Origin of the sequence: uncultured Aquimarina sp. (assembly GCF_947495315.1) — a bacterium.
Lineage (GTDB): Bacteria > Bacteroidota > Bacteroidia > Flavobacteriales > Flavobacteriaceae > Aquimarina.
The window spans coordinates 22,645-42,598 of record NZ_CANLYD010000003.1; the positions used below are offsets into that span (position 1 = coordinate 22,645).

A 19,954-nucleotide genomic window follows, 5' to 3' on the forward strand; every position below is an offset into this window, starting at 1 on the left:
TTAATAGTTTGTTTCAATAGTTGTTGTTTTCGCGTCTCCCCATAATCCTTCAATGTCATAAAATTCTCTGATGTGTTTTTGGAAAACATGTACAACTACATTTACGTAATCAATTAATACCCACTCTGCATTTTCGCTACCCTCTACATGCCAAGGCTTGTCTTTAAGTGATTTGCTTACTGTTTTTTGGATGGAATTAACAATGGCATTTACTTGGGTATTAGAGGTTCCGTTACAAATAACAAAATAATTACAAACGGTATTTTCGATTTCTCTTAAATCTAATATACTAATGTCATTACCCTTTACTTCTTCAATACCTTTAATAATTTGAGTTATTAATTGATCAGTACCGATTTCTTTTTTAGTCATGCATTTTTTTAATTTGTGTAAAGTTATTACTTTTTATGGTTTTAATGTCCGTATTTGTGGACATTTGTAAAAACTTTCACATCGTTATTTATGGATATAATCAAAGTTGATGCCATTGACTCTACAAATACTTTTCTTCGTGATATGAATCGTGAGAAAAATTTAATTAAACCTGTTTGTGTTGTTGCTAGAGAACAACTGAAAGGTAAAGGGCAAATAGGAACAACTTGGCAAAGTAACCCTGGAGAAAACCTTACGTGCAGTGTGTTTATGCCTGTTGATGAACTTGATGTGATGGATCAGTTTTATATTTCTATGACAGTTTCTCTAGCAGTATATGATGTTTTAGATAGGTTAATGCTCCCCAAATTATCTATAAAATGGCCAAACGACATTCTGTCAGACAGGTTTAAGATTTGTGGTATATTAATAGAAAATGTTGTTAATAATGGCAGATTAAGAGGTGCTATTGTGGGTATTGGAATAAATGTAAATCAACAAAATTTTGATAATCTTCCGCGTGCAGGGTCTATTAAGAGACTTTTGGGAAAGAGTTTTAATTTGGATGAGATATTGTCCGCACTGTTAACAAAGCTAGAATACCGATTCTCTGCCCTTAATACTTCTGTTTTTTCAATCCTTAAGAAAGAATATGAATCATTGCTTTTTAGAAAAAACAAACCCTCTACATTTTTGGATGCAAAGGGCAATTCTTTTGTTGGTATTATTCAAGACGTTACTGCGTTTGGTAAACTTCAAATACTTTTAGAAGATGAAATCATACAAAGTTTTGATCTGAAAGAAGTAAGGTTGCTTTATTAAGATTCAAATATATATTTACTCAAATACTAAATCTAAAGTTTACCAATATTTTCACTTAGTGTATTAATAAAATTCTGGATTGGATTTTTGATCATCATACCTATCATTGCATTAAACTGACCTTCAAAAATAAGTTGAGTTGTACTTTTTCCTCCTTCGATATCTACGATATTTGCAGTAAGTGTAAAAGGTAACTTTTCACTGGCTGCACCAAGAACGACAGTAGAGTGTTCCGTACTTCCTTTTTGTTCTAAAACGATTTCCGGCATTCCTTTTAATTGAAAAAGAAATCTAGAGTCGCTTAATTTTTCAAATTTTTGTTTGCTTTCTGGCATTAGCTGTTCGAAGTTTTCGACTTTTGTTAAAAATTCAAATACTTCTTGTTGAGTTTTTTCTACAGTAACTGTAGGGCTTTCTAAATTCATTGAGATTAAAAATTTATTGATTCCACTCTGCTGGATTAATTCTCCAGTTTTGTAGCGTTTTTTGTTGCTCTTCTGTAATATAGTTAGTGTCTAGTGCTTGTTCCAGAAGATTTTCATAATTACTTAAGGTATGCAAAGATAATGCCGCTTCTTCAAAGTTTTTCGAAGCAATATCGAAACCGTAATTAAAAATGGCGACCATTCCTTTTACGTTCGCATTTGCTTCATTTAATGCTTTTACTGCATTAAGGCTACTTTTTCCAGTACTTATCAGGTCTTCTACTACAACTACATTTTTTCCTGAAGGTACAATTCCTTCTATTTGATTTTTTCTTCCGTGTTTTTTTGCTTCTGGTCGAACATAAATAAATGGTAGGTTTAGTTGTTCAGCGACTAGCATACCGATACCAATGGCACCAGTAGCTACACCGGCTATCACATCGGGTTTACCATATTTTTCTTCGATAAATTTAGCAAGGTTCTCTCTTAAAAAGTTGCGAATCACAGGATACGAGAGCGTAACACGATTATCACAATAGATTGGAGATTTCCATCCTGAAGCCCAAGTAAAAGGTTCTTGCGGTTGTAATTTAATTGCATTAATTTGCAATAATAGTTCAGCAGTTTTTTTTGCTGTATTTTTATCAAAAATCATAGTTGCAAATGTATAAAGTTTTTGTGAATAATACGCCTATTATTCTATCTACAAAAAAGGGTATTGAAGATTATGAAACAATTCATATCAAAGAAGTAGAATTTCCTAAAATTATAAGGGATATTTTGCGAAAAGAGGATGAGGATGTAGAAGCAAAATATCATTTCTATCATAAAAATGAAGAAAAACTTCTAGAGCATTTGTATGCTAAATTGCCTGTTGTCGTTGCAGGAGGAGGAAAGGTGTATAATGCTGATAAAGAAATTTTGTTTATTCGGCGTAATGGGAAATGGGATTTGCCAAAAGGTAAGGTAGAGAAAAAAGAACATTTGGAAACTGCCGCAATTCGCGAGGTAGAGGAGGAGACAGGAGTTACAGGGTTGGAGATTACTAAGTTTCTGTATAAAACTTTTCATGTGTTTAAAAGAAATGGAGAATTTCGATTAAAAGTTACCTACTGGTTTGAGATGAAAACGGAGTTTGATGGAGAATTGGTGCCTCAGAAAAATGAAGGAATTACTAAAGTGAAATGGAAAAATAAGAAAAAAGCAAAAAAAGCATTAACGAACTCTTATGCGAATATAAAAAAGCTTTTTTCGCATGATTATTTGTCATAACTAATTCTTGATTCTATATTAAATGAGGTTTTTTATAAGAATATTATTGCTCTTTCTTTTTGCTATTCTTAATACTGACGATTTATCGGCTCAGCAATCAGATCAAAAAATTGTTTTTAACTATGCTGAATCAATGCGTACTTCAGGACCTGGATATAGTAAGATAGAGATTGTCATTGAAAGAACCGGTAGGTATTGTGAAATTAATGTTTTTAAGGATAGTAGTGGGGTATATGACAATGTAGAAGCATATGCTTGGAGGAGAGCTCTTGAAGCTGCACAAACAAAAGAAGATTCCTTAAAATTAATAAAAAAGGCTCCAAAGGATATGACTTCTAGAGAAAAGTATGAAATAACGATAGAGGAGTTTGAAAATATAGTTAAAGCAATTACTAGTATTGATTCTTTGAAGATTTATGAAAATATTGGAATGGCTTTTCGTGATGGTTATAGCTGTGAGATTGAGTATGGTAATTCTTTTAATAGCATAAAATATAAATTACACTCTCCTGGATATAAAGGTGAAAACAGAAGTCCAAATTTCTCTAAAGCCTGTAGATTGATTTTAGAAGCTGCATATATTAAATCAAGAAAAGTTTTATAACTTATAAAACTACTATAATATACAGGTTTATAATTCTATATTCTGACAGAATTTTATGCCGAAAAGTTCAGAAAAGAAAAAAGATTGTAACTTTTATAATCGTAATGTGACATATGTTATACATTGTTACATTTTTTTAATCCATAATCTTTGAGGTATTACTTTTTATTACAATACAAGCGTATTCATCGAAGTTTTAAGGATTTCGGAACAGAACCTTTTATAGGATATCCAATAATTGTTGTTTTGTTCTACTTGATGTCCTCAAGTATTTTTGAAAACGTATTATATGCAAATTATATATATGTTCTAATCAGTACTCTTTTTGCTTATGCAGTAGGTAATTCTGAGCATGCTAGATTTATAAAACAGCATTTTTCGATTGTTAACTATCGAAAAATTGTAGTGATGAATAATATGCTAAAGGTAACGCCATTCGCAATCTTCTTACTATACAAAACATATTATACTGAAGTGTTTTTGGTGTATGCATTAGCGTTTTTTGTTTCCTTAGCAAAAAAAAGGAGTAGGGTTTCCTTAACAATACCAACCCCTTTTGGTAAAAAACCTTCTGAGTTTGTTATTGGTTTTCGAAAAACGTTTTGGTTGTTTTTATTAATATATGGCTTGGCTGCTATAGCTACATACAAAGGCAATTTTAACTTAGGAGTATTCTCATTAGTTTCGATTTTTTTTGTATGCTCTAGTTATTATATGAAGCCGGATCCAGATTTCTATATTTGGATACATGCTATGAATTCTAGAGATTTTCTAAAACATAAAATCGTAATAGCGATAAAATATAGTTTTATGTTAACGGCTCCTATTCTTTTTGTGTTATCGGTTTTTTATCTCGATCAGATACATATAACCTTATTTTTTCTGATTATGGGTTGGTTGTATTTAGTTATGTATTTACTCATGAAATATGCTTTTCAGAATCAAGGATTAGAACTTTTTCAAGGAGTTGTCGGTGTGTTGTGTCTTTTGTTTCCACCAATTATGGTAATTACAATACCTTATTTTTATACGAAAGCAATAAATAATTTAGATCTATTACTGAAATGATATCAATCAAATCATTACATAAATATTATGTCAATAATCAGGTGCTTAAAGATATTAATCTAAAATTTAATCCTGGAGAAATTCATGGTGTTGTAGGTGAAAACGGTGCCGGAAAAACAACTTTGTTTAGGTCTATTTCAGGAATGGAGAATTTTAAAGGAACTGTAGAGTATACCAAAGGTGAAATTAAAAATACAATGGGTTTTTTACCAACAGATCCATATTTTTTATCCAAAATCACAGGGAAGGAATATTTGCAATTATTATGCAATGCTAGGAATGTCGAAGTTTTCGATTTTGAAGAAAAAAATATTTTTGATTTGCCATTACATCACTATGCAGAAACATATTCTACAGGAATGAAAAAGAAGTTAGCATTAACGGGTGTGCTAATGCAAAACAATGATATTTTTATTCTGGATGAGCCGTTTAATGGAGTCGATATATATAGTAACACAATTATTAATCAGGTTCTAACAAAACTAAAGGAACTTAATAAAATAGTGATTTTGTCATCACATATTTTTTCTACGTTGTATGAAACTTGTGATTATCTACATTATTTAAAAAATGGTAGTATTGTGAAAAGCGTGGATAAGCTTCAGTTTAAAAGTATTGAAGAGGAGATGCAGGCCTCTGGTATTGAGGTGAAAATAGATAAGCTAGATTTAAAGTAATGATTATTTCAGAATTCTGTAAACAGGATACCTCATATGTGCTTTTTCATAATTATCAGATTGTTTATGAATCCAATCTAGTTGAGTGTACCAATTCTTAGCAAAAGCAGTGTCTTTTTTCTTTTCTTCGAACTTCTTCCTTAACTTTTCATTATTCTTCAATAGTTCTGCAGCTTTATCCTCCCAAACATATGGAGAAAACCCTTCTTTTTGTTGTAAAATAGTATCGAAGAAATTCCAGTTAAAAAATGAATCAGGAGCTTCTGGTTCTAATATTTCCATTAGATATCTAAATCCTTTTTGATTCGTAGGAATGATCAAATCTCCTTTTTTAAAAATGATGTCTTCTACGCTTTTATTAACTGTGGTTGAATAATGTAAATAATGACCTTCATAGGGTGTTTTCCGGCTTTTGTAATCCTTTATATGATACACTTCTACCGATATAGTAGAATCTTTTTCTAAGGTTTTATATGATATTTGGTTGAGGTCTAATTTATCAATCACACTCCACCATCCTTTAGGGATTATATAGGCTTCAGGGATTAGAATTTCAGTTGTAGGTGAGAAGTAATTTTGGTATCGCACTTGTTTAGAATAGGATTTGTTTTGATCGTATTTTAGTCGTTTGGATCCCGTAATTTCGCTATTTACATATTCGCCTTCATATCCTTTGAAATTAAATGTAGTTGCTTTGGTTGTATCTACTTTCCAGTTTACAGGATATATTTTTTGTTTTGGTAAATCAGTAAAAGCCTGCTCACGAAGTGATCTGATTTTTTTACCATCTTTTTCAGTAATGTCAATCATGGATTTCATTAATTCATACGTGCCTTCTACTCTAGGTTTATAAGGTTTGAGCATATGAGTTTCCACCATCATTCCTAAAGTGTTCCATAGAGTTGTATATCCCGTAGAATACCTAGGAGAGTCCATAAATTGTGTCCAGCCTTTATCGGGAGTAGTTCCCCAAACATTTACATAAGGTGTAATATCCCAGTTTTTATTATTTAAAGACGCTTCTAGTTGTGGATGCATTTCGTTATGTAAATACTCACCGAGTTTACCGTTTAACTTATTATGTTGGGTAAATAAATGTGTTAGCGTATATTGATAATCAGCTCCATTACTTACGTGATTGTCAATAAAAACATCAGGTTGTACTAAATGAAAAATATTTGCAAAGGTTTGTGCATTTTTTGTGTCGTTCTTTATAAAATCACGATTTAGATCATAATTACGAGCATTTCCTCTAAAACCATATGCTTTAGGACCATTTTGATTGGTTCGAGTTCCGGTATTACGATTTAACGCACCACCAATGTTATAGATAGGTATAGTTGCTAAGACTGTATTTTTTGGCGCTTCAATAGTTCCTTTGGCAATATCTCTAAAAAGCAACATTGTTGCATCAATACCATCACTTTCTCCAGGATGAATTCCATTATTGATTAATAAGATACGTTTGGTTTTTCGAATTTTTTCGAAATCAAACGCTGCATCAGGATTAAGAGTAATTATATGTAAAGGGTAGCCGCTATCGGTCATGCCAATTTCTTGAATGTCGATTTCTGGATATGCTTCAGAAAGATTTTTATAATAAATAATTACTTCGGAATAAGTTGGTGTTTCAGTGCCATTACTCTTTTCGAAAATTGTGGTGAAATCAATATTTTTAGCAGATTCTTTGTCAGAAGTATTACAAGAAATAATTGTTAGTAAACTGATAGTGAGCAGTGTAATTCGCATAGGTGATATGTGTAAGGGATAAATATACTAAGTTTTGCTATTTTTGAATGTTCTATAACGTTTTAGTTGTGTATTCTGTGTAGAATAGCAATTGATTTTACTTGTCAGGACATAAAATAACTGTATTTTTGCTGCCTCAAAATAGACTGATTATGACTGAGTTTGTAAGAAAAAGAGTGGCAAATGCCAAAAATGATATTCTATCCGGTTTAACGGTAGCTTTGGCTTTAGTTCCTGAAGCTGTGGCTTTTGCTTTTGTTGCAGGAGTAGATCCTTTGGTAGGGTTATATGCAGCATTTATGATTGGATTGATCACTTCTATTTTTGGGGGACGTCCAGGGATGATTTCTGGAGCTACTGGTGCATTGGCAGTAGTAATGGTGAGCCTTGTGGCCGAAGGAAATGCTATGGGAACTGAAGGAGAACAATTAGGGTTGTATTATCTTTTTGCAACGGTAATATTGATGGGTGTTATCCAAATGTTAGCAGGTGTTTTTAAGCTTGGTAAATTTGTACGTTTGATTCCACATCCGGTAATGATGGGATTTGTTAATGGTTTAGCGATCGTGATTTTTCTTTCTCAGTTGGGTATGTTTAAGGAATATGTAGGTGGAGAAAAGGTTTGGATGCAAGGATCTAACTTGTTTTTGATGCTTGGATTTGTGTTGTTAACAATGGGAATTATGTGGGGGTTGCCTAAAATTAAGGCTACGGCTAAATTACCCGAAGCTTTGATAGCAATCTTGGTAGTTTCTGCAATAGTAATTCTTGGAAAATTAGATGCAGCTACTGTGGGGAGTTTTATTAGAGATGGAGGAGGAGAAGGTCTTAAAGGTGGTTTGCCTCAATTTCAGTTTGATATATTCAATAAAGTACCTATGACCTGGGAGACATTGTGGTTTATAGGTCCCTATGCGATAATTCTAGCTGCAATTGGTTTAATAGAATCGTTGATGACATTAAACCTTATAGATGAACTAACAGAAACGCGCGGAAATTCTAATAGAGAATGTCTTGCTCAAGGTGGAGCGAACATTGTAACTGGTCTTTTTGGAGGAATGGGTGGTTGTGCTATGATTGGGCAATCAATTATCAATATTAAAGGAGGTGGACGTACCAGACTATCTGGAATCGTTGCTGCGGTGACACTATTAATGTTTATATTATTTGCTTCAGGATTAATCGAGCAGGTTCCTATTGCAGCATTAGTAGGTGTGATGTTTATGGTAGTAATTGGTACTTTTGCCTGGTCCAGTTTTAGAATATTGAATAAAATTCCATTAACTGATGCTATTGTGCTGATTTCAGTTTCTTTGCTAACAGTCTTTTTTGATTTGGCAGTGGCTGTAATTGCAGGTGTTATTATGTCTGCATTGGCATTTGCTTGGGAAAATGCTAAAAAAATCCGTGCAAGAAAACATATTAAAGAAGATGGTACTAAGGTGTACGAAATTTGGGGTCCTCTATTCTTTGGAAGCATACAGGCTTTTAATGCTAAATTTGATGTGGCTAATGACCCTGAGAATGTAGAGATTGATTTTATAGAATCACGTGTAAGTGATCACTCCGCACTAGAAGCTATTTTTAATCTAGTTGGTAAGTATGAAGAAGCTGGTAAAAAAGTTCGTGTAAAACACCTAAGCGAAGAATGTCAGGCATTGATGATTAAAGCTTCTCCTAGATTGGCTAGTGTTATAGAACATGATATTGATGATCCAAGATATCATGTGATGGCTAAGGCTAAACAATAAATAAAATGTATATTTCGATAGTTAAGTCGAAATAAGTATTAAATGGATATTCCTTTTGAACCCGTAGTTTTTGGTATTAAAGTGAATATCCATTTGGTTTTAGAATACGCTGCTTTTTTTGTTGGATTTCGGTATTATCTAATTCTAAAAAAGGATGCAACAGACCCAATATCTTCTTCGAATAGGTTATCGATAATTATAGGTGCTGTTTTTGGAGCATTTTTAGGATCTAGAATCATTGGTTTTTTAGAAAATCCTTCTTTTTTATCGTTTAGTCTAGAGTATCTAGTTCAGTTGTTAAGTGCTAAAACCATTATGGGTGGTCTTTTTGGAGGCTTGCTTGGAGTTGAACTAGCCAAGAAAATAATTGGAGAAAAAAAATCATCAGGTGACTTATTTACATTTCCTATTATGCTGGGAATTGTTATTGGCAGAGTTGGTTGTTTTTTAGCAGGAATCAACGAGTTTACTTACGGAAAAGAAACATCTTCTTTTTTAGGAATGGATTTAGGAGATGGTGTTTTAAGGTATCCAATTGCGCTTTTCGAAGTGATTTTTTTAATACTATTATGGATTGTTTTAAAGCGATTTCAAAAGAAACTGAATTCGGAATCAGGTATGCTTTTCAAATATTTCATGATTTCTTATTTTTTGTTTCGTTTTTCGATAGAGTTTTTAAAACCGAATACTTTTTTTGTTTTAGGGCTTAGTAGTATTCAGTATTTATGTATCTTATGCTTGATTTACTACCAAAAAACTATCCGAAAATTCTTTTATGCCAACTAGAAATTATACGTATTACGATTTTACATTAAGTTTATGTCCTACCTGTCTTAAGAGAATTGATGCCAAAATTGTTTTTGAAGATGACAAGGTTTTTATGTTAAAGCGTTGTCCAGAACACGGCAGATCTAAAGTATTGATAGCTGATGATATCGAATATTATGAGAATATCAGGAATTATAATAAACCTTCAGAATTTCCTTATAAATTCAATACAGCAACTGATTACGGATGTCCATATGATTGTGGGTTATGTCCTGATCATGAGCAGCACTCTTGTTTATCTATTATTGAGGTTACGGATAGATGTAATTTGACATGTCCTACTTGCTATGCATCCTCATCACCTCATTATGGCAGGCATAGAACACTGGATGAAATAAAAAAAATGCTGGACACTATTGTCGAAAATGAGAAAGAACCTGATGTGGTTCAGATAAGTGGTGGTGAGCCAACAATACATCCTCATTTTTTTGAGATACTTGATTACGCAAAGAAATTGCCTATTAGACATCTAATGGTGAATACAAATGGAGTCAGAATTGCTAAGGATATTAGATTTGCTGAGCGATTAGCAGGGTATATGCCAGATTTTGAAATTTATCTGCAGTTTGATTCTCTGAAAGCTGAGGTTTTGGAAAAGCTAAGAGGCGAAGATCTTACCAAAATTAGAAAGCAAGCTATTGAAAATTTAAATCAATTTAATCTTTCTACAACTTTAGTAGTTACCTTAGAAAAAGGATTAAATGATTCAGAAATAGGCGATATCATATCATTTGCTACCCAACAGAAATGTGTGAGAGGAGTGACTCTACAACCAACTCAAATTGCCGGTCGATTAGAAGATTTTGACACCCAAGAAAATCGAATTACGTTAACAGAGGTTCGTAGAAAAATATTAGAGCAGTTTCCTGTTTTTGAATCAGATGATTTAATTCCGGTTCCATGTAATCCAGATGCTCTGGTAATGGGGTATGCATTGAAGAATGAGGAAGGGATCATTCCTTTAACACGATATATTAACCCTGCTGATTTGTTAGATAATGGTAAGAATACTATTGTTTATGAACAGGATACGGAATTGCATGGTAAAATGCTGGAGTTATTTAGTACCGGAAACTCTGTAGATGTGGCTTCAGAGAATCTAAAATCTATTATGTGCTGTCTGCCTGAGATTGATGCACCGGATTTAGGATATGATAATCTATTTAGGATTATCATTATGCAATTCATTGATGCTTATAATTTTGATGTAAGGGCTGTTAAGAAATCTTGTGTGCACATCGTGAATAAGGATTATAAAATTATCCCTTTTGAGACCATGAATCTATTTTATAGAGATGATAAAAAGGAATATCTTGAACAATTAAGAAAAGAAACGGTATGATAACAAATTCAATTTTATTAGAAGTGGGGAATCTTGATGGGTTGATTTATTTGATATTATTAATATTACTGGGTCCTCCCATATTTTTAGCACTTATAGGACTAATTCTTTTTAGAACTAAAAACCGCAAAGCGGGAAAAGTCTTTTTTATTCTTGCAGGGGTTTATCTTGTGATTGGATTAGGAATTTGTGGAGCATTGATAAGCCAAAATTAATCTCTTTCTAAGAGGTACAGGTGTTCATTAAGAATTTGATTTTTGTCATTAATACCAAATTCTGAAGCATACGTTTTTGCTAGACTATATTCGTCAACTTGCTCTTTTAAGGTGTATCCATCTATGTTTTCATAATATGAATTGGATATGGTTTGATGAGAAAAAGAGTCGTTAGTATCATTATGACTATCAAAATAATGAAGTAGTCGTTTGTAAACTTCAGTGTTTTCTATTTCCGGAAGATAGGATACACTTCCTACTATGTCACCTGATCGTTGTATGTTTTTGAAAACCTTGAATAATTTTTTCGTTGTTTGTCGGTCCAAAAAGAATAATACTCCTTCTAATAGTATAAAAACAGGCCCTTTTTTTATATATGGTTTTAGTGATTCTACAATTTCTTCTTCCGAAAGAGTGTTAAAATCTAGTGATACGTATAGTATATGACGATTGGGTAACTTCTTTTCTTGGATCCATTGATCTATTTTTTTCTTTTTGTAGTCAATAATATCTTTTTTATCAATCTCAATAGTTGAAACGTTATCATCCATTAAGAATTGATACATGCTAAAACCAGATCCAAAATTTATCAGAGTTCCACCTTTATTACTTTCAAAAAAATATTTCATGCTTTCATAAAAAAATCTATTTCTAAGGCTGTGTAGGATTGCTTCATATGCAGAAACGTTTTCTAGAATCTCAGGAATCAAACTATCGGTAGAGGGATTGTTCCAAAGTTTAGCATATATATCTTTGCTAATATCTTCATAATGTGATCTATATGTAGATACTACAAAGGCGGTTTCATGGATTTGCATACTATTATAATATATTGATTTCTAAAATTATCAAAAATATTCTATTAAGTATTAATGTTTTGTTTTTTTAAGTATGGACATAAAAAAACACCGCCATTCCAAGCAAGAAAAGAGCGGTGTTTATAACATATTTATGTTGAAAATTATGGCAATAATCCGGTAATTTGTGTGGTATCAGTAATTATACTGTCTTTTTCTTTTTTGTCATTGCTTGCTAATCTAGTATTTTCTTTACTGTCTGTAGTAAATCCATTCTTGATCATCAATTCTTTATAGAAGTCAGTTTTGGTTTCGGTAGTAGCTGTTTTAGTTTTTTTGATTTTGATGTCAAAATTATTCACAGCGATCAACGTTTCATAAAAATCAATCTTAGTATTCTTAACGTTATTAGATTCCTCTTTAGTAGGTTCTATAGAAGTCGCTTCTTGAGCGTTTACATTAGAGAAAGAAAATAAGATTATAATCGTAAGAATAATAGTTTTCATAATTTTTGGGGCTTAATGAAGTTATTACTTGATCTGTAGCAAATTTACAATCAAACAGTTATGAAAAAAAATGATTTGAGATCTTTTAGATAAAGCGATCTTTTATATCGATAAACAGCACATATTTTACGGTTTAACCGTATTTTATTTTGTCGTTTTTTATGCATTTATGCATTTTTTTCTTACTTATAATCCTTTAAATCTAGCGATTTATGTCAGAGATTGGTTTATTTTTAATGAAATGGATGTTGTGTTTAACTATTTGTAATATTTATCTTGTAATCGGTAGACTACAAATAACGGTAAAGGGTTTATTTGCTAATGTTATTTTGATGAATTTGTTATATGAATGTTAGTTTGCTAAAATTTCTATTCAAGATGTTCTTATCATCAACTTTTAGCCAGTCACCCAGTATAGTCGCGTATATACTCCTAAAATCTACACTGTATTTAATATCACCGTTGGTATCCAGATTGGACAAGTTGGGTAGTTCGTTATAAACGCCTGCCTTTTTTAGAGAACCACTTATAGCAATTACATTATTAGCTGCGCCATGATCCGTTCCGCGACTTCCATTTTGTTTTACCCTACGACCAAACTCAGAAAAAGTAAGAATCAAAGTATCTTTAAATCTATTATTCTTTTTTAAATCTTTTACTAAGGCACGAACAGCTTCAGAATATATCCCTAATAATCTATCTTGACTATTTACTTGATTAACATGACTATCAAAACCACCTAGAGAACTATAGAAAACTCTAGTCTTTAATCCAGAAACAATAAAATCAGCAATGGTTTTTAGATTTTTTGCAAATGGTGATTGTGGGTATTCGGTATTGGTTTTATATATTTTAGAAGTTTCATAGATGTACGATGCAGATGAATAAGTTTCAAGCATTGTCTTGTATAGATATCCCTTATTATCTTCATCTAACATATCTTTATGCGTGTTGTCCACGAGCTTATTAAAAAAAGGTTCTCTCGTAGTGCGGTATAATTGGTTAGGATCAGACACAGCCATGCCGTTCATTTGATTTCCCTTCATAGTAAGAGATAGTGAATTGTCAACTTCGATTGCTTGATACGGATGCTGGCAATTGGCGTCGAGATATCTGCCTACCCAACCTGTTGATAAATACTGGTTAGTATCGCTGGCCGTTTGCCAGATGTCCGTACTTCTGAAATGTGATCTGTTTGGATTAGGATATCCTACATTGTTAATGATAGATACTTCTCCTTGATCATATAATTCTTTTATTGCTTTTAAATTATTATTAAAAGCCAGGTCGTTTGTTATTTTTAGAGTTTGCGTTTCTTTTTTAGAAATCGTTGGTCTTAAACTGTGATATATATCATTACTAATGGGAATGATGCTATTTAGACCGTCATTTCCGCCAGAGAGCTGTATGATTATTACATTTTTATATCCTGATAACTGATCGGGTGTTAAAAATTCCATTCCCTTTAGAAAGGAAGGAACTAATGCCATTCCTGAGGCAAAAACGGATTGTTTTAAAAAATCTCTTCTGTCCATAATCTAAGGGTTTTAGCAAAGTTGATATTCGGGTAAGCTCATTAATTCAACAATAAAGTTTTTGGTGTTAGAGGAATCAAGCTTTTTTATAATAGCATTTGCTCCAATAGATAGCTTAGGCTGTATTATAAAATTTACTAATTCCTCTTTATCTCTTTTTTCAAGAGAAGTAAGAAAGCTTTCCCAATTTGGTGTAGCTTTTACTTTTTTCTCAACTTGGGATTTCATCTTTTTATAGAATTTTTGACGTATCATCATAGTTGCTTCCATATCATTCTGGTCATGCCATTCGATTACTCCGTTATTCAGGGTAACAGAAGCTAGTTTTAAGCGAAGCATCAATGTAGAGTTGTCTATCCAGGATTTTCCGCCAGGCCAACCTGCTACGTTAGGTGGAAGAAATAGTGTTTGGTTTAGTTTACGCTGCAGATAGAGGAGAACTTTCGGATCTTTATATACTACCTGAAATGGCTTACTTAATCCTACTATCAATTCTACAGGAGATTTTATTTTGATCCCAATGTTTTGAGATTCATAAAACCAATCGCTCATGAATATCTTTCGCATTAAGATTTCCAGACTATAATTAGACTCGTAAAAAGTAGTTGCTAATTCTTCAATATGTTTTGGATTTATTTTTTCGTTTACAAAATATTGATAGATCTTTTCTGTGATGTATCTAGCGGTTTGTTTTTGATCCAGAAGAACTTTAATAACATCTTCTCCAGTAAGATTTCCGGTTTTTCCTAAAACTGTTTTAGATTCATAATCGTGTTGGTTTTTTCTAAAAACAAAAGAACCAGTTTTATTAAAGTTCCAACCAGTAAAGGCTCTTGCTGCTTCTTTGATATCTTTTTCCGTATATCCATTATCTCTGCCAAGTGTGAAAAGCTCCATGACCTCACGAGCGAAGTTTTCGTTTGGACTATTTTTTCGATTTTGTCTATTGTTAAGAAACAATAACATTGCAGGAGATTTTGAAACTTCCATTAACATATCTCCAAAGTTTCCTAATGCGTGTTTTCTAATAACATTATTGAGGTGAAGACTAGCTCTTGGAGTTTTTAATCGAACAGCAAAATGGTCATGAAAAAATAAAGTCATTTTTTCTCTTAGTACTTGTTTTGTTTCGGTAAGCTGTTTTAGCCAAAGCACATTAAGTTCTAACATTTTTTGATTACGAAGCTTTCTTAATTCTTTGCGTTCCTCGCGAGATAGATCTCTTTGATTTTTAAGTAAAGCACCAAAATCAAGTGTCAACGGAGCTTCTTGTTTACTTTCGGAAAACAAACGATCTATAATTTTTTGCTTAGAAAGCTCTCTAATAGATTTTAATTCTGATGAAGAAATCCCGAAACCAGTTCTCCAATAAAGATGTTGTATCTGTTTATCTGATAAAGAAGTACTCATAATCACAGGCTTTGTATGTTAGGACTGTGATTTAGGTAGAAGGTTTAATAAGGGCTTTAATTTTTATGTTCTATAAGGTCCCATTTATTACCATACAGATCTTCAAAAACTACAACTGTTCCATAAATTTCCTCTCTAGGTTCTTCAAGAAAAGATACTCCTTTGGATTTCATATCATTATAATCTCTCCAAAAATCATCGGTTTGTAGGAATAAGAAAACTCTACCACCTGTTTGATTTCCAATCGCTTTTTTCTGTTCTGGAGTAGCAGCTTCTGCCAGTAGAATTGTAGTTTCAGAACTATTGTCAGGAGCAATGGTAACCCAACGTTTTTTATCACTTAGTTTAGTGTCTTCAATAAGTTTGAAGTTCAGCTTAGCTAAATAATAATGAATAGCTTCGTCATAGTTTTTAACGACTAGGGTAATAGCTCCAATACTTCTTTTCATTATTAATTACAGGTTATTTCACTCAAAACGGTAGTTTCATTTATAGTGTCATTTTGGGCTACATTTTCAGAGAAAAGAACAAACCTATCAAGTGCATGAAAATTAGATCTTGCAGAAACCTCCATGGTATATATTCCAGGTGTATCAAATTGAACAAAAATATTATGTCCGTCATTATCGCTCGTAGAGGATTGCCATTTCCATTGATCTGCAGCACCGCTTTTATAAATTTTAAACCAACCGTCTTTACTAGAGCCATTTGGAGTAGGGGATTGGCCAGTATCCGCTGGATATACAATACTTTCTCCTTTTTTACCATAAAAACCAGAAGCATCTGCAAATCGTAACCATGAGTCATTATGCTCAGATCCGGATGTACCACTAGTTACTCTAGATCTCCAGATAAACCTGTAAGTACCTTGATTGTTGATTTTTATTTTATAAGTAAGCAGGCCATTGCCAGGAGCATTTGTAAATTGATCTCCTGTCCAAACTAGATAGTTTGTCCCTAGAAACCCAGGAATTGTATTTTCTTTCATCCAATCATTATGATCCTTAATACTTTCAAATTCGACAGCAATCAATCCATCTTTTTCTTCATAAATAGTAGCATTAGCATCTTGACAAGTTACAGGATCTATAGTATTATCAGTTGCTTCATCACTACTACAAGAGTAAAATATTGTGACAATAGAAAAGATCAGTATTAATTTAGAGGTGCTAGGTATAGATTGCATAAGTATAATTTTTGGGGTTTAACGAATTCTATATTTTTTTTACTCTCACTGTATCGGGGACTAATCCCGTGTAATCACCATTGTTTCTAATAACATCACGAACGATAGATGATGAAATATAACTTTTTCCAGATGAGGTAAGTAGAAAAACAGTTTCTATTTCCGTTAGTTTTCTATTTGTATGAGCAATGGCTTTTTCAAATTCAAAATCTCCCGGATTTCTAAGTCCTCGTAGAATAAAATTGGCATCCTGCTGCTTACAAAAATCTACAGTCAGTCCCTTGTAGGTCATTACTTTAATCTTAGGTTCACCTTTAAAAGCTTCTTCAATAAAACGCTTTCGTTCCTCTAAGGAAAACATATATTTCTTTTCAGCATTTACACCGATAGCTAATATGATTTCATCAAAAAGAGTCAATCCTCTTTCGATAATATCATAATGTCCTAAGGTAATTGGGTCAAATGAACCTGGAAAAACAGCTCTTCTCATAAGTGATTTGTGATAGTTTATATAAAGATAGGTAAAGTTACGAAGTAAAAAATTAGTTTTATATCTAATTTAGGATGTCAACTATTTATCCGCTTTTATTGCTTCTTCAATAGTATTGGTTAATAATTCTGGCAAACTAATACCTGCAGCAATTGCTTGTTGAGGTAAAATACTAGCTTCGCTAAATCCTGGGTTAGTGTTCATTTCTACAAAATGAGGTTCTCCGTTATGAAAAATATATTCGCTTCTAGAGAAACCTTTCATTTTAAGTATCTGATATATTTTTAAAGCTAAATCCTTTACCTTTTTCTCATCTTCTTCATTGAGTCTGGCAGGTGTTATCTCTTGTGATTTTCCTAAGTATTTTGCTTCGTAATCAAAAAATTCGTTTTCAGAAACAATTTCTGTAATTGGAAGCACAGTATCCTTTCCCTTATAAGTAATCACGCCTACAGAAACTTCTGTTCCACTTAGAAAAGATTCTATGATAATCTCGTTATCTTCTTTGTAGGCTAAATCAATGGCAGGTAGCAGTTCTTCTATGGTCTTAACTTTAGAAACTCCATAACTACTGCCAGCTTTGTTAGCTTTTACAAAACAAGGTAAACCTACAGTATTGATTATAGATTCGGTGTGTATTACATCTCCTTTATTTAAGAAATAATTTTTGGCGGTTGGAATTCCGTATGGTTTTAAAGTACTAATGCAATCTCTTTTATTAAAAGTAAGAGCAGCCTGATAAAAATCACAAGCTGTTTGTGGAATCCCGATTAATTCAAAATATGCCTGTAACAAACCGTCTTCTCCTGGAGTGCCATGAACGATATTAAAGGCGGCATCAAAATTGATTTTGGAACCATCAAGAAATAGTGAAAAATCATTTTTGTCTATATTGGTTTTTTGGTCATTGTCATCAACATAAAACCAGGAATCTTTAGTAATATGAATGCGATAAGGTTGGTATAAATTTTTATCCAGATGCTTGTATACTACGTTTCCACTTTGGATAGAAATATCAAATTCACTGGAGTAACCTCCCATAAGGATGGCAATATTCTTCTTCATTGAGTACTGTTTACAAACAAAAATATCATTTATCTCACAACAAAAGCTAAAAAGTTTCCGTTTTTATATCTTTGCCGAAACTATCAACCGATACATGGATTTTATAAAAGGCCTTTTGAGATTTATTTGGAGTAAAACATTTCTTATTCAACTTGTAATTGCAATTGCAATGACTGTAATTTTATGCTATGTCGCATTAAAGTGGTTGGATAGTTCTACGAACCACGATCAGCGAATTGTGGTACCGAGCTTGAGTAAGAAGACATTAGATGAAGTGAAAACACTTTTAGAATCTAAGGATTTGAGATATGAGGTTCAGGATTCTGCCAATTTTAATCCGGATTTTCCTAGATATTCTGTAATAGAACAAAATCCTGTGGCTGGTAATATGGTCAAAGAAAATAGAAAAATCTATGTTACGCTAAATCCATCTGGTTATCGCAAGATTGAGGTTCCTAATGTGATTCGTAAGACCAGAAGACAGGTAGAGCCAAGACTTGTTGCTTTAGGATTTAAGATAGGTTCGATTACATATAAACCGGATCCATCGGATCAGGTGCTTGAGCTTAGGTATAAAGGAAAGGCATTAAAACCGGGAGATAAAATAATGAAAACTTCCACTATCGATCTGGTAGTTGGTGATGAGAGCGGGAATCTAAGACTTTCCCAATAAAACTAATATCATAAACAAAATACTTTTGGAAGAGAATCTGGATATTGAACATTTAGGACCTAATGAAGATGATTTATATGAACATCATCGGTTCGTAGCCGGAGCGGGACAGGTGCCTCTTCGTGTAGACAAATTCTTAATGAATTTTGTTGAAAATGCTACACGAAATAAAATACAACAAGCTGCCAAAGATGGAAGTGTTTTTGTTAATGATGTGGCAGTAAAGTCAAATCATAAGGTAAAACCAAATGATGTGGTTCGGGTTTTGTTTTCGCATCCTCCGTATGAGAATTTATTGACTCCAGAAGATATTCCGCTAGATATTGTATATGAAGATGATGTGCTTTTGGTCGTTAACAAACCTGCAGGAATGGTAGTGCATCCAGGTCATGGAAATTATTCGGGGACTTTGATTAATGCCTTAATTTATCATTTTGATAACCTACCTAACAATAGTAGTGATCGTCCAGGATTGGTGCATCGTATTGATAAGGATACAAGCGGATTATTGGTAATTGCCAAAACTGAAGAGGCTATGACTCACTTAGCAAAGCAGTTTTTTGATAAAACATCAGAACGCGAATACGTGGCAATTGCTTGGGGTAATATGAACGAAGATGAAGGAACCATTGAAGGTAATATAGGACGTCACCCTAAGAATAGATTACAGAATACTGTTTTTGAAGGAGATGAGGCTGATAAAGGAAAACCAGCAGTTACACATTATAAAGTCATAGAACGCTTAGGATATGTAACTTTAGTTTCTTGTAAATTAGAAACCGGAAGAACGCACCAGATTCGTGTGCATATGAAACATATAGGTCACACATTATTTAATGATGAGCGCTATGGAGGAGAAAAGATTCTTAAAGGAACCACTTTTACTAAATATAAGCAGTTTGTAGAGAATTGTTTTAAAGTTTTACCAAGACAAGCTTTACATGCCCGAACTTTAGGATTTGTACATCCTGTAACTGGCGAGAAAATGCATTTTGAAACTTCAGTACCTGATGATATGGAACAGTGCGTAGAACGTTGGAGGAATTATGCTAAGAATCAATTGATTTGAGAATTGTTATCTTCATTTTACTTAAAAAAGGGTCTCATCAATATTAAATAAACGTTACTAAAAACTTTATTTTTAAATAAATAAGGATTGGTTGGCAA

23 protein-coding genes are annotated in these 19,954 nt (G+C 32.7%); 11 read left to right on the forward strand and 12 right to left on the reverse strand.

Features of this window, described 5'->3' with window-relative positions:
• Nucleotides 1–372, reverse strand: coding sequence for a ribosome silencing factor (gene rsfS / locus Q0910_RS05935; protein ID WP_299213551.1), 372 nt, complete (start codon nucleotides 370–372; stop codon nucleotides 1–3).
• Between the two features lie 90 nt (nucleotides 373–462).
• On the opposite strand from rsfS, the gene Q0910_RS05940 reads away from it, so the two are divergent.
• Complete coding sequence (locus tag Q0910_RS05940; protein WP_299213553.1) at nucleotides 463–1,194, forward strand: biotin--[acetyl-CoA-carboxylase] ligase; 732 nt, start codon at nucleotides 463–465, stop codon at nucleotides 1,192–1,194.
• Between the two features lie 32 nt (nucleotides 1,195–1,226).
• On the opposite strand, the gene Q0910_RS05945 is transcribed toward Q0910_RS05940, so the two are convergent.
• Nucleotides 1,227–1,619: an SRPBCC family protein gene (locus tag Q0910_RS05945; protein ID WP_299213555.1), complete on the reverse strand. Its 393-nt coding sequence runs from the start codon at nucleotides 1,617–1,619 to the stop codon at nucleotides 1,227–1,229.
• 13 nt (nucleotides 1,620–1,632) lie between these two features.
• Nucleotides 1,633–2,274, reverse strand: coding sequence for an orotate phosphoribosyltransferase (pyrE, locus tag Q0910_RS05950; RefSeq protein ID WP_118461407.1), 642 nt, complete (start codon nucleotides 2,272–2,274; stop codon nucleotides 1,633–1,635).
• Between the two features lie 8 nt (nucleotides 2,275–2,282).
• Here pyrE and Q0910_RS05955 point away from each other — a divergent pair, with 8 nt between their 5' ends.
• The 4 genes from Q0910_RS05955 (at nucleotide 2,283) to Q0910_RS05970 (ending at nucleotide 5,240) form a co-directional block, all read left to right on the forward strand.
• Nucleotides 2,283–2,891 carry an NUDIX domain-containing protein gene (locus Q0910_RS05955; RefSeq protein WP_299213557.1) on the forward strand — a complete coding sequence of 203 codons (609 nt, stop codon included), beginning with the start codon at nucleotides 2,283–2,285 and terminating at the stop codon, nucleotides 2,889–2,891.
• A 22-nt stretch (nucleotides 2,892–2,913) separates the two neighbouring features.
• Nucleotides 2,914–3,495, forward strand: a complete 582-nt coding sequence (locus tag Q0910_RS05960; RefSeq protein ID WP_299213559.1) for a hypothetical protein — start codon at nucleotides 2,914–2,916, stop codon at nucleotides 3,493–3,495.
• A 150-nt stretch (nucleotides 3,496–3,645) separates the two neighbouring features.
• Nucleotides 3,646–4,563, forward strand: coding sequence for a hypothetical protein (locus Q0910_RS05965; RefSeq protein ID WP_299213561.1), 918 nt, complete (start codon nucleotides 3,646–3,648; stop codon nucleotides 4,561–4,563).
• On the forward strand, nucleotides 4,560–5,240 hold the full coding sequence (locus Q0910_RS05970) for an ABC transporter ATP-binding protein (RefSeq protein WP_299213562.1): 681 nt from the start codon (nucleotides 4,560–4,562) through the stop codon (nucleotides 5,238–5,240). The genes Q0910_RS05965 and Q0910_RS05970 overlap by 4 nt, the downstream gene beginning before the upstream one ends.
• 3 nt (nucleotides 5,241–5,243) lie before the next feature.
• Here Q0910_RS05970 and Q0910_RS05975 read toward each other — a convergent pair whose 3' ends face one another.
• Nucleotides 5,244–6,989, reverse strand: coding sequence for a M14 family metallopeptidase (locus tag Q0910_RS05975; protein ID WP_299213564.1), 1,746 nt, complete (start codon nucleotides 6,987–6,989; stop codon nucleotides 5,244–5,246).
• 152 nt (nucleotides 6,990–7,141) lie between these two features.
• Between Q0910_RS05975 and Q0910_RS05980 the strand changes: the two genes are divergently transcribed.
• Genes Q0910_RS05980 through Q0910_RS05995 form a run of 4 tightly spaced genes read left to right on the forward strand, consistent with a single transcriptional unit; the run spans nucleotide 7,142 to nucleotide 11,125 of the window.
• A complete protein-coding gene (locus Q0910_RS05980) occupies nucleotides 7,142–8,740 on the forward strand; it encodes a SulP family inorganic anion transporter (RefSeq protein WP_299213566.1) in 1,599 nt (532 codons plus the stop codon).
• Nucleotides 8,741–8,782: 42 nt separating this feature from the next.
• On the forward strand, nucleotides 8,783–9,526 hold the full coding sequence (locus Q0910_RS05985; RefSeq protein ID WP_299213568.1) for a prolipoprotein diacylglyceryl transferase family protein: 744 nt from the start codon (nucleotides 8,783–8,785) through the stop codon (nucleotides 9,524–9,526).
• Complete coding sequence (locus tag Q0910_RS05990; protein WP_299213570.1) at nucleotides 9,516–10,910, forward strand: radical SAM protein; 1,395 nt, start codon at nucleotides 9,516–9,518, stop codon at nucleotides 10,908–10,910. Before Q0910_RS05985 ends, Q0910_RS05990 begins: the two co-directional genes overlap by 11 nt.
• Nucleotides 10,907–11,125 (forward strand): hypothetical protein, encoded by a 219-nt coding sequence (locus tag Q0910_RS05995; RefSeq protein WP_299213572.1) that lies wholly within the window; start codon nucleotides 10,907–10,909, stop codon nucleotides 11,123–11,125. The genes Q0910_RS05990 and Q0910_RS05995 overlap by 4 nt, the downstream gene beginning before the upstream one ends.
• Here Q0910_RS05995 and Q0910_RS06000 read toward each other — a convergent pair.
• The 8 genes from Q0910_RS06000 to Q0910_RS06035 all read right to left on the reverse strand — a co-directional run bounded on the left by Q0910_RS06000 (nucleotide 11,122) and on the right by Q0910_RS06035 (nucleotide 18,114).
• Nucleotides 11,122–11,943, reverse strand: a complete 822-nt coding sequence (locus tag Q0910_RS06000; RefSeq protein WP_299213574.1) for a class I SAM-dependent methyltransferase — start codon at nucleotides 11,941–11,943, stop codon at nucleotides 11,122–11,124. The two genes, Q0910_RS05995 and Q0910_RS06000, sit on opposite strands and share 4 nt — an antisense overlap.
• 143 nt (nucleotides 11,944–12,086) lie before the next feature.
• A complete protein-coding gene (locus Q0910_RS06005) occupies nucleotides 12,087–12,428 on the reverse strand; it encodes a hypothetical protein (protein WP_299213576.1) in 342 nt (113 codons plus the stop codon).
• A 341-nt stretch (nucleotides 12,429–12,769) separates the two neighbouring features.
• Nucleotides 12,770–13,963: a DUF1501 domain-containing protein gene (locus Q0910_RS06010; RefSeq protein ID WP_299213578.1), complete on the reverse strand. Its 1,194-nt coding sequence runs from the start codon at nucleotides 13,961–13,963 to the stop codon at nucleotides 12,770–12,772.
• Between the two features lie 12 nt (nucleotides 13,964–13,975).
• On the reverse strand, nucleotides 13,976–15,373 hold the full coding sequence (locus Q0910_RS06015; RefSeq protein ID WP_299213580.1) for a DUF1800 domain-containing protein: 1,398 nt from the start codon (nucleotides 15,371–15,373) through the stop codon (nucleotides 13,976–13,978).
• A gap of 56 nt (nucleotides 15,374–15,429) precedes the next feature.
• A complete protein-coding gene (locus Q0910_RS06020) occupies nucleotides 15,430–15,822 on the reverse strand; it encodes a VOC family protein (RefSeq protein ID WP_299213582.1) in 393 nt (130 codons plus the stop codon).
• 2 nt (nucleotides 15,823–15,824) lie between these two features.
• Entirely contained in the window at nucleotides 15,825–16,559 is a 735-nt protein-coding gene (locus Q0910_RS06025; protein ID WP_299213584.1) for a hypothetical protein, read from the reverse strand.
• A gap of 28 nt (nucleotides 16,560–16,587) precedes the next feature.
• Nucleotides 16,588–17,049, reverse strand: a complete 462-nt coding sequence (coaD, locus tag Q0910_RS06030) for a pantetheine-phosphate adenylyltransferase (protein WP_299213586.1) — start codon at nucleotides 17,047–17,049, stop codon at nucleotides 16,588–16,590.
• Nucleotides 17,050–17,130: 81 nt separating this feature from the next.
• Complete coding sequence (locus tag Q0910_RS06035) at nucleotides 17,131–18,114, reverse strand: D-alanine--D-alanine ligase (protein ID WP_299213588.1); 984 nt, start codon at nucleotides 18,112–18,114, stop codon at nucleotides 17,131–17,133.
• Nucleotides 18,115–18,208: 94 nt separating this feature from the next.
• Between Q0910_RS06035 and Q0910_RS06040 the strand changes: the two genes are divergently transcribed.
• Together Q0910_RS06040 and Q0910_RS06045 are read left to right on the forward strand one after the other, a co-directional pair.
• Nucleotides 18,209–18,787 carry a PASTA domain-containing protein gene (locus Q0910_RS06040; protein WP_299213590.1) on the forward strand — a complete coding sequence of 193 codons (579 nt, stop codon included), beginning with the start codon at nucleotides 18,209–18,211 and terminating at the stop codon, nucleotides 18,785–18,787.
• A gap of 25 nt (nucleotides 18,788–18,812) precedes the next feature.
• Nucleotides 18,813–19,856, forward strand: coding sequence for an RluA family pseudouridine synthase (locus Q0910_RS06045; RefSeq protein ID WP_299213592.1), 1,044 nt, complete (start codon nucleotides 18,813–18,815; stop codon nucleotides 19,854–19,856).
• The last annotated feature ends 98 nt before the right edge of the window (nucleotides 19,857–19,954 follow it).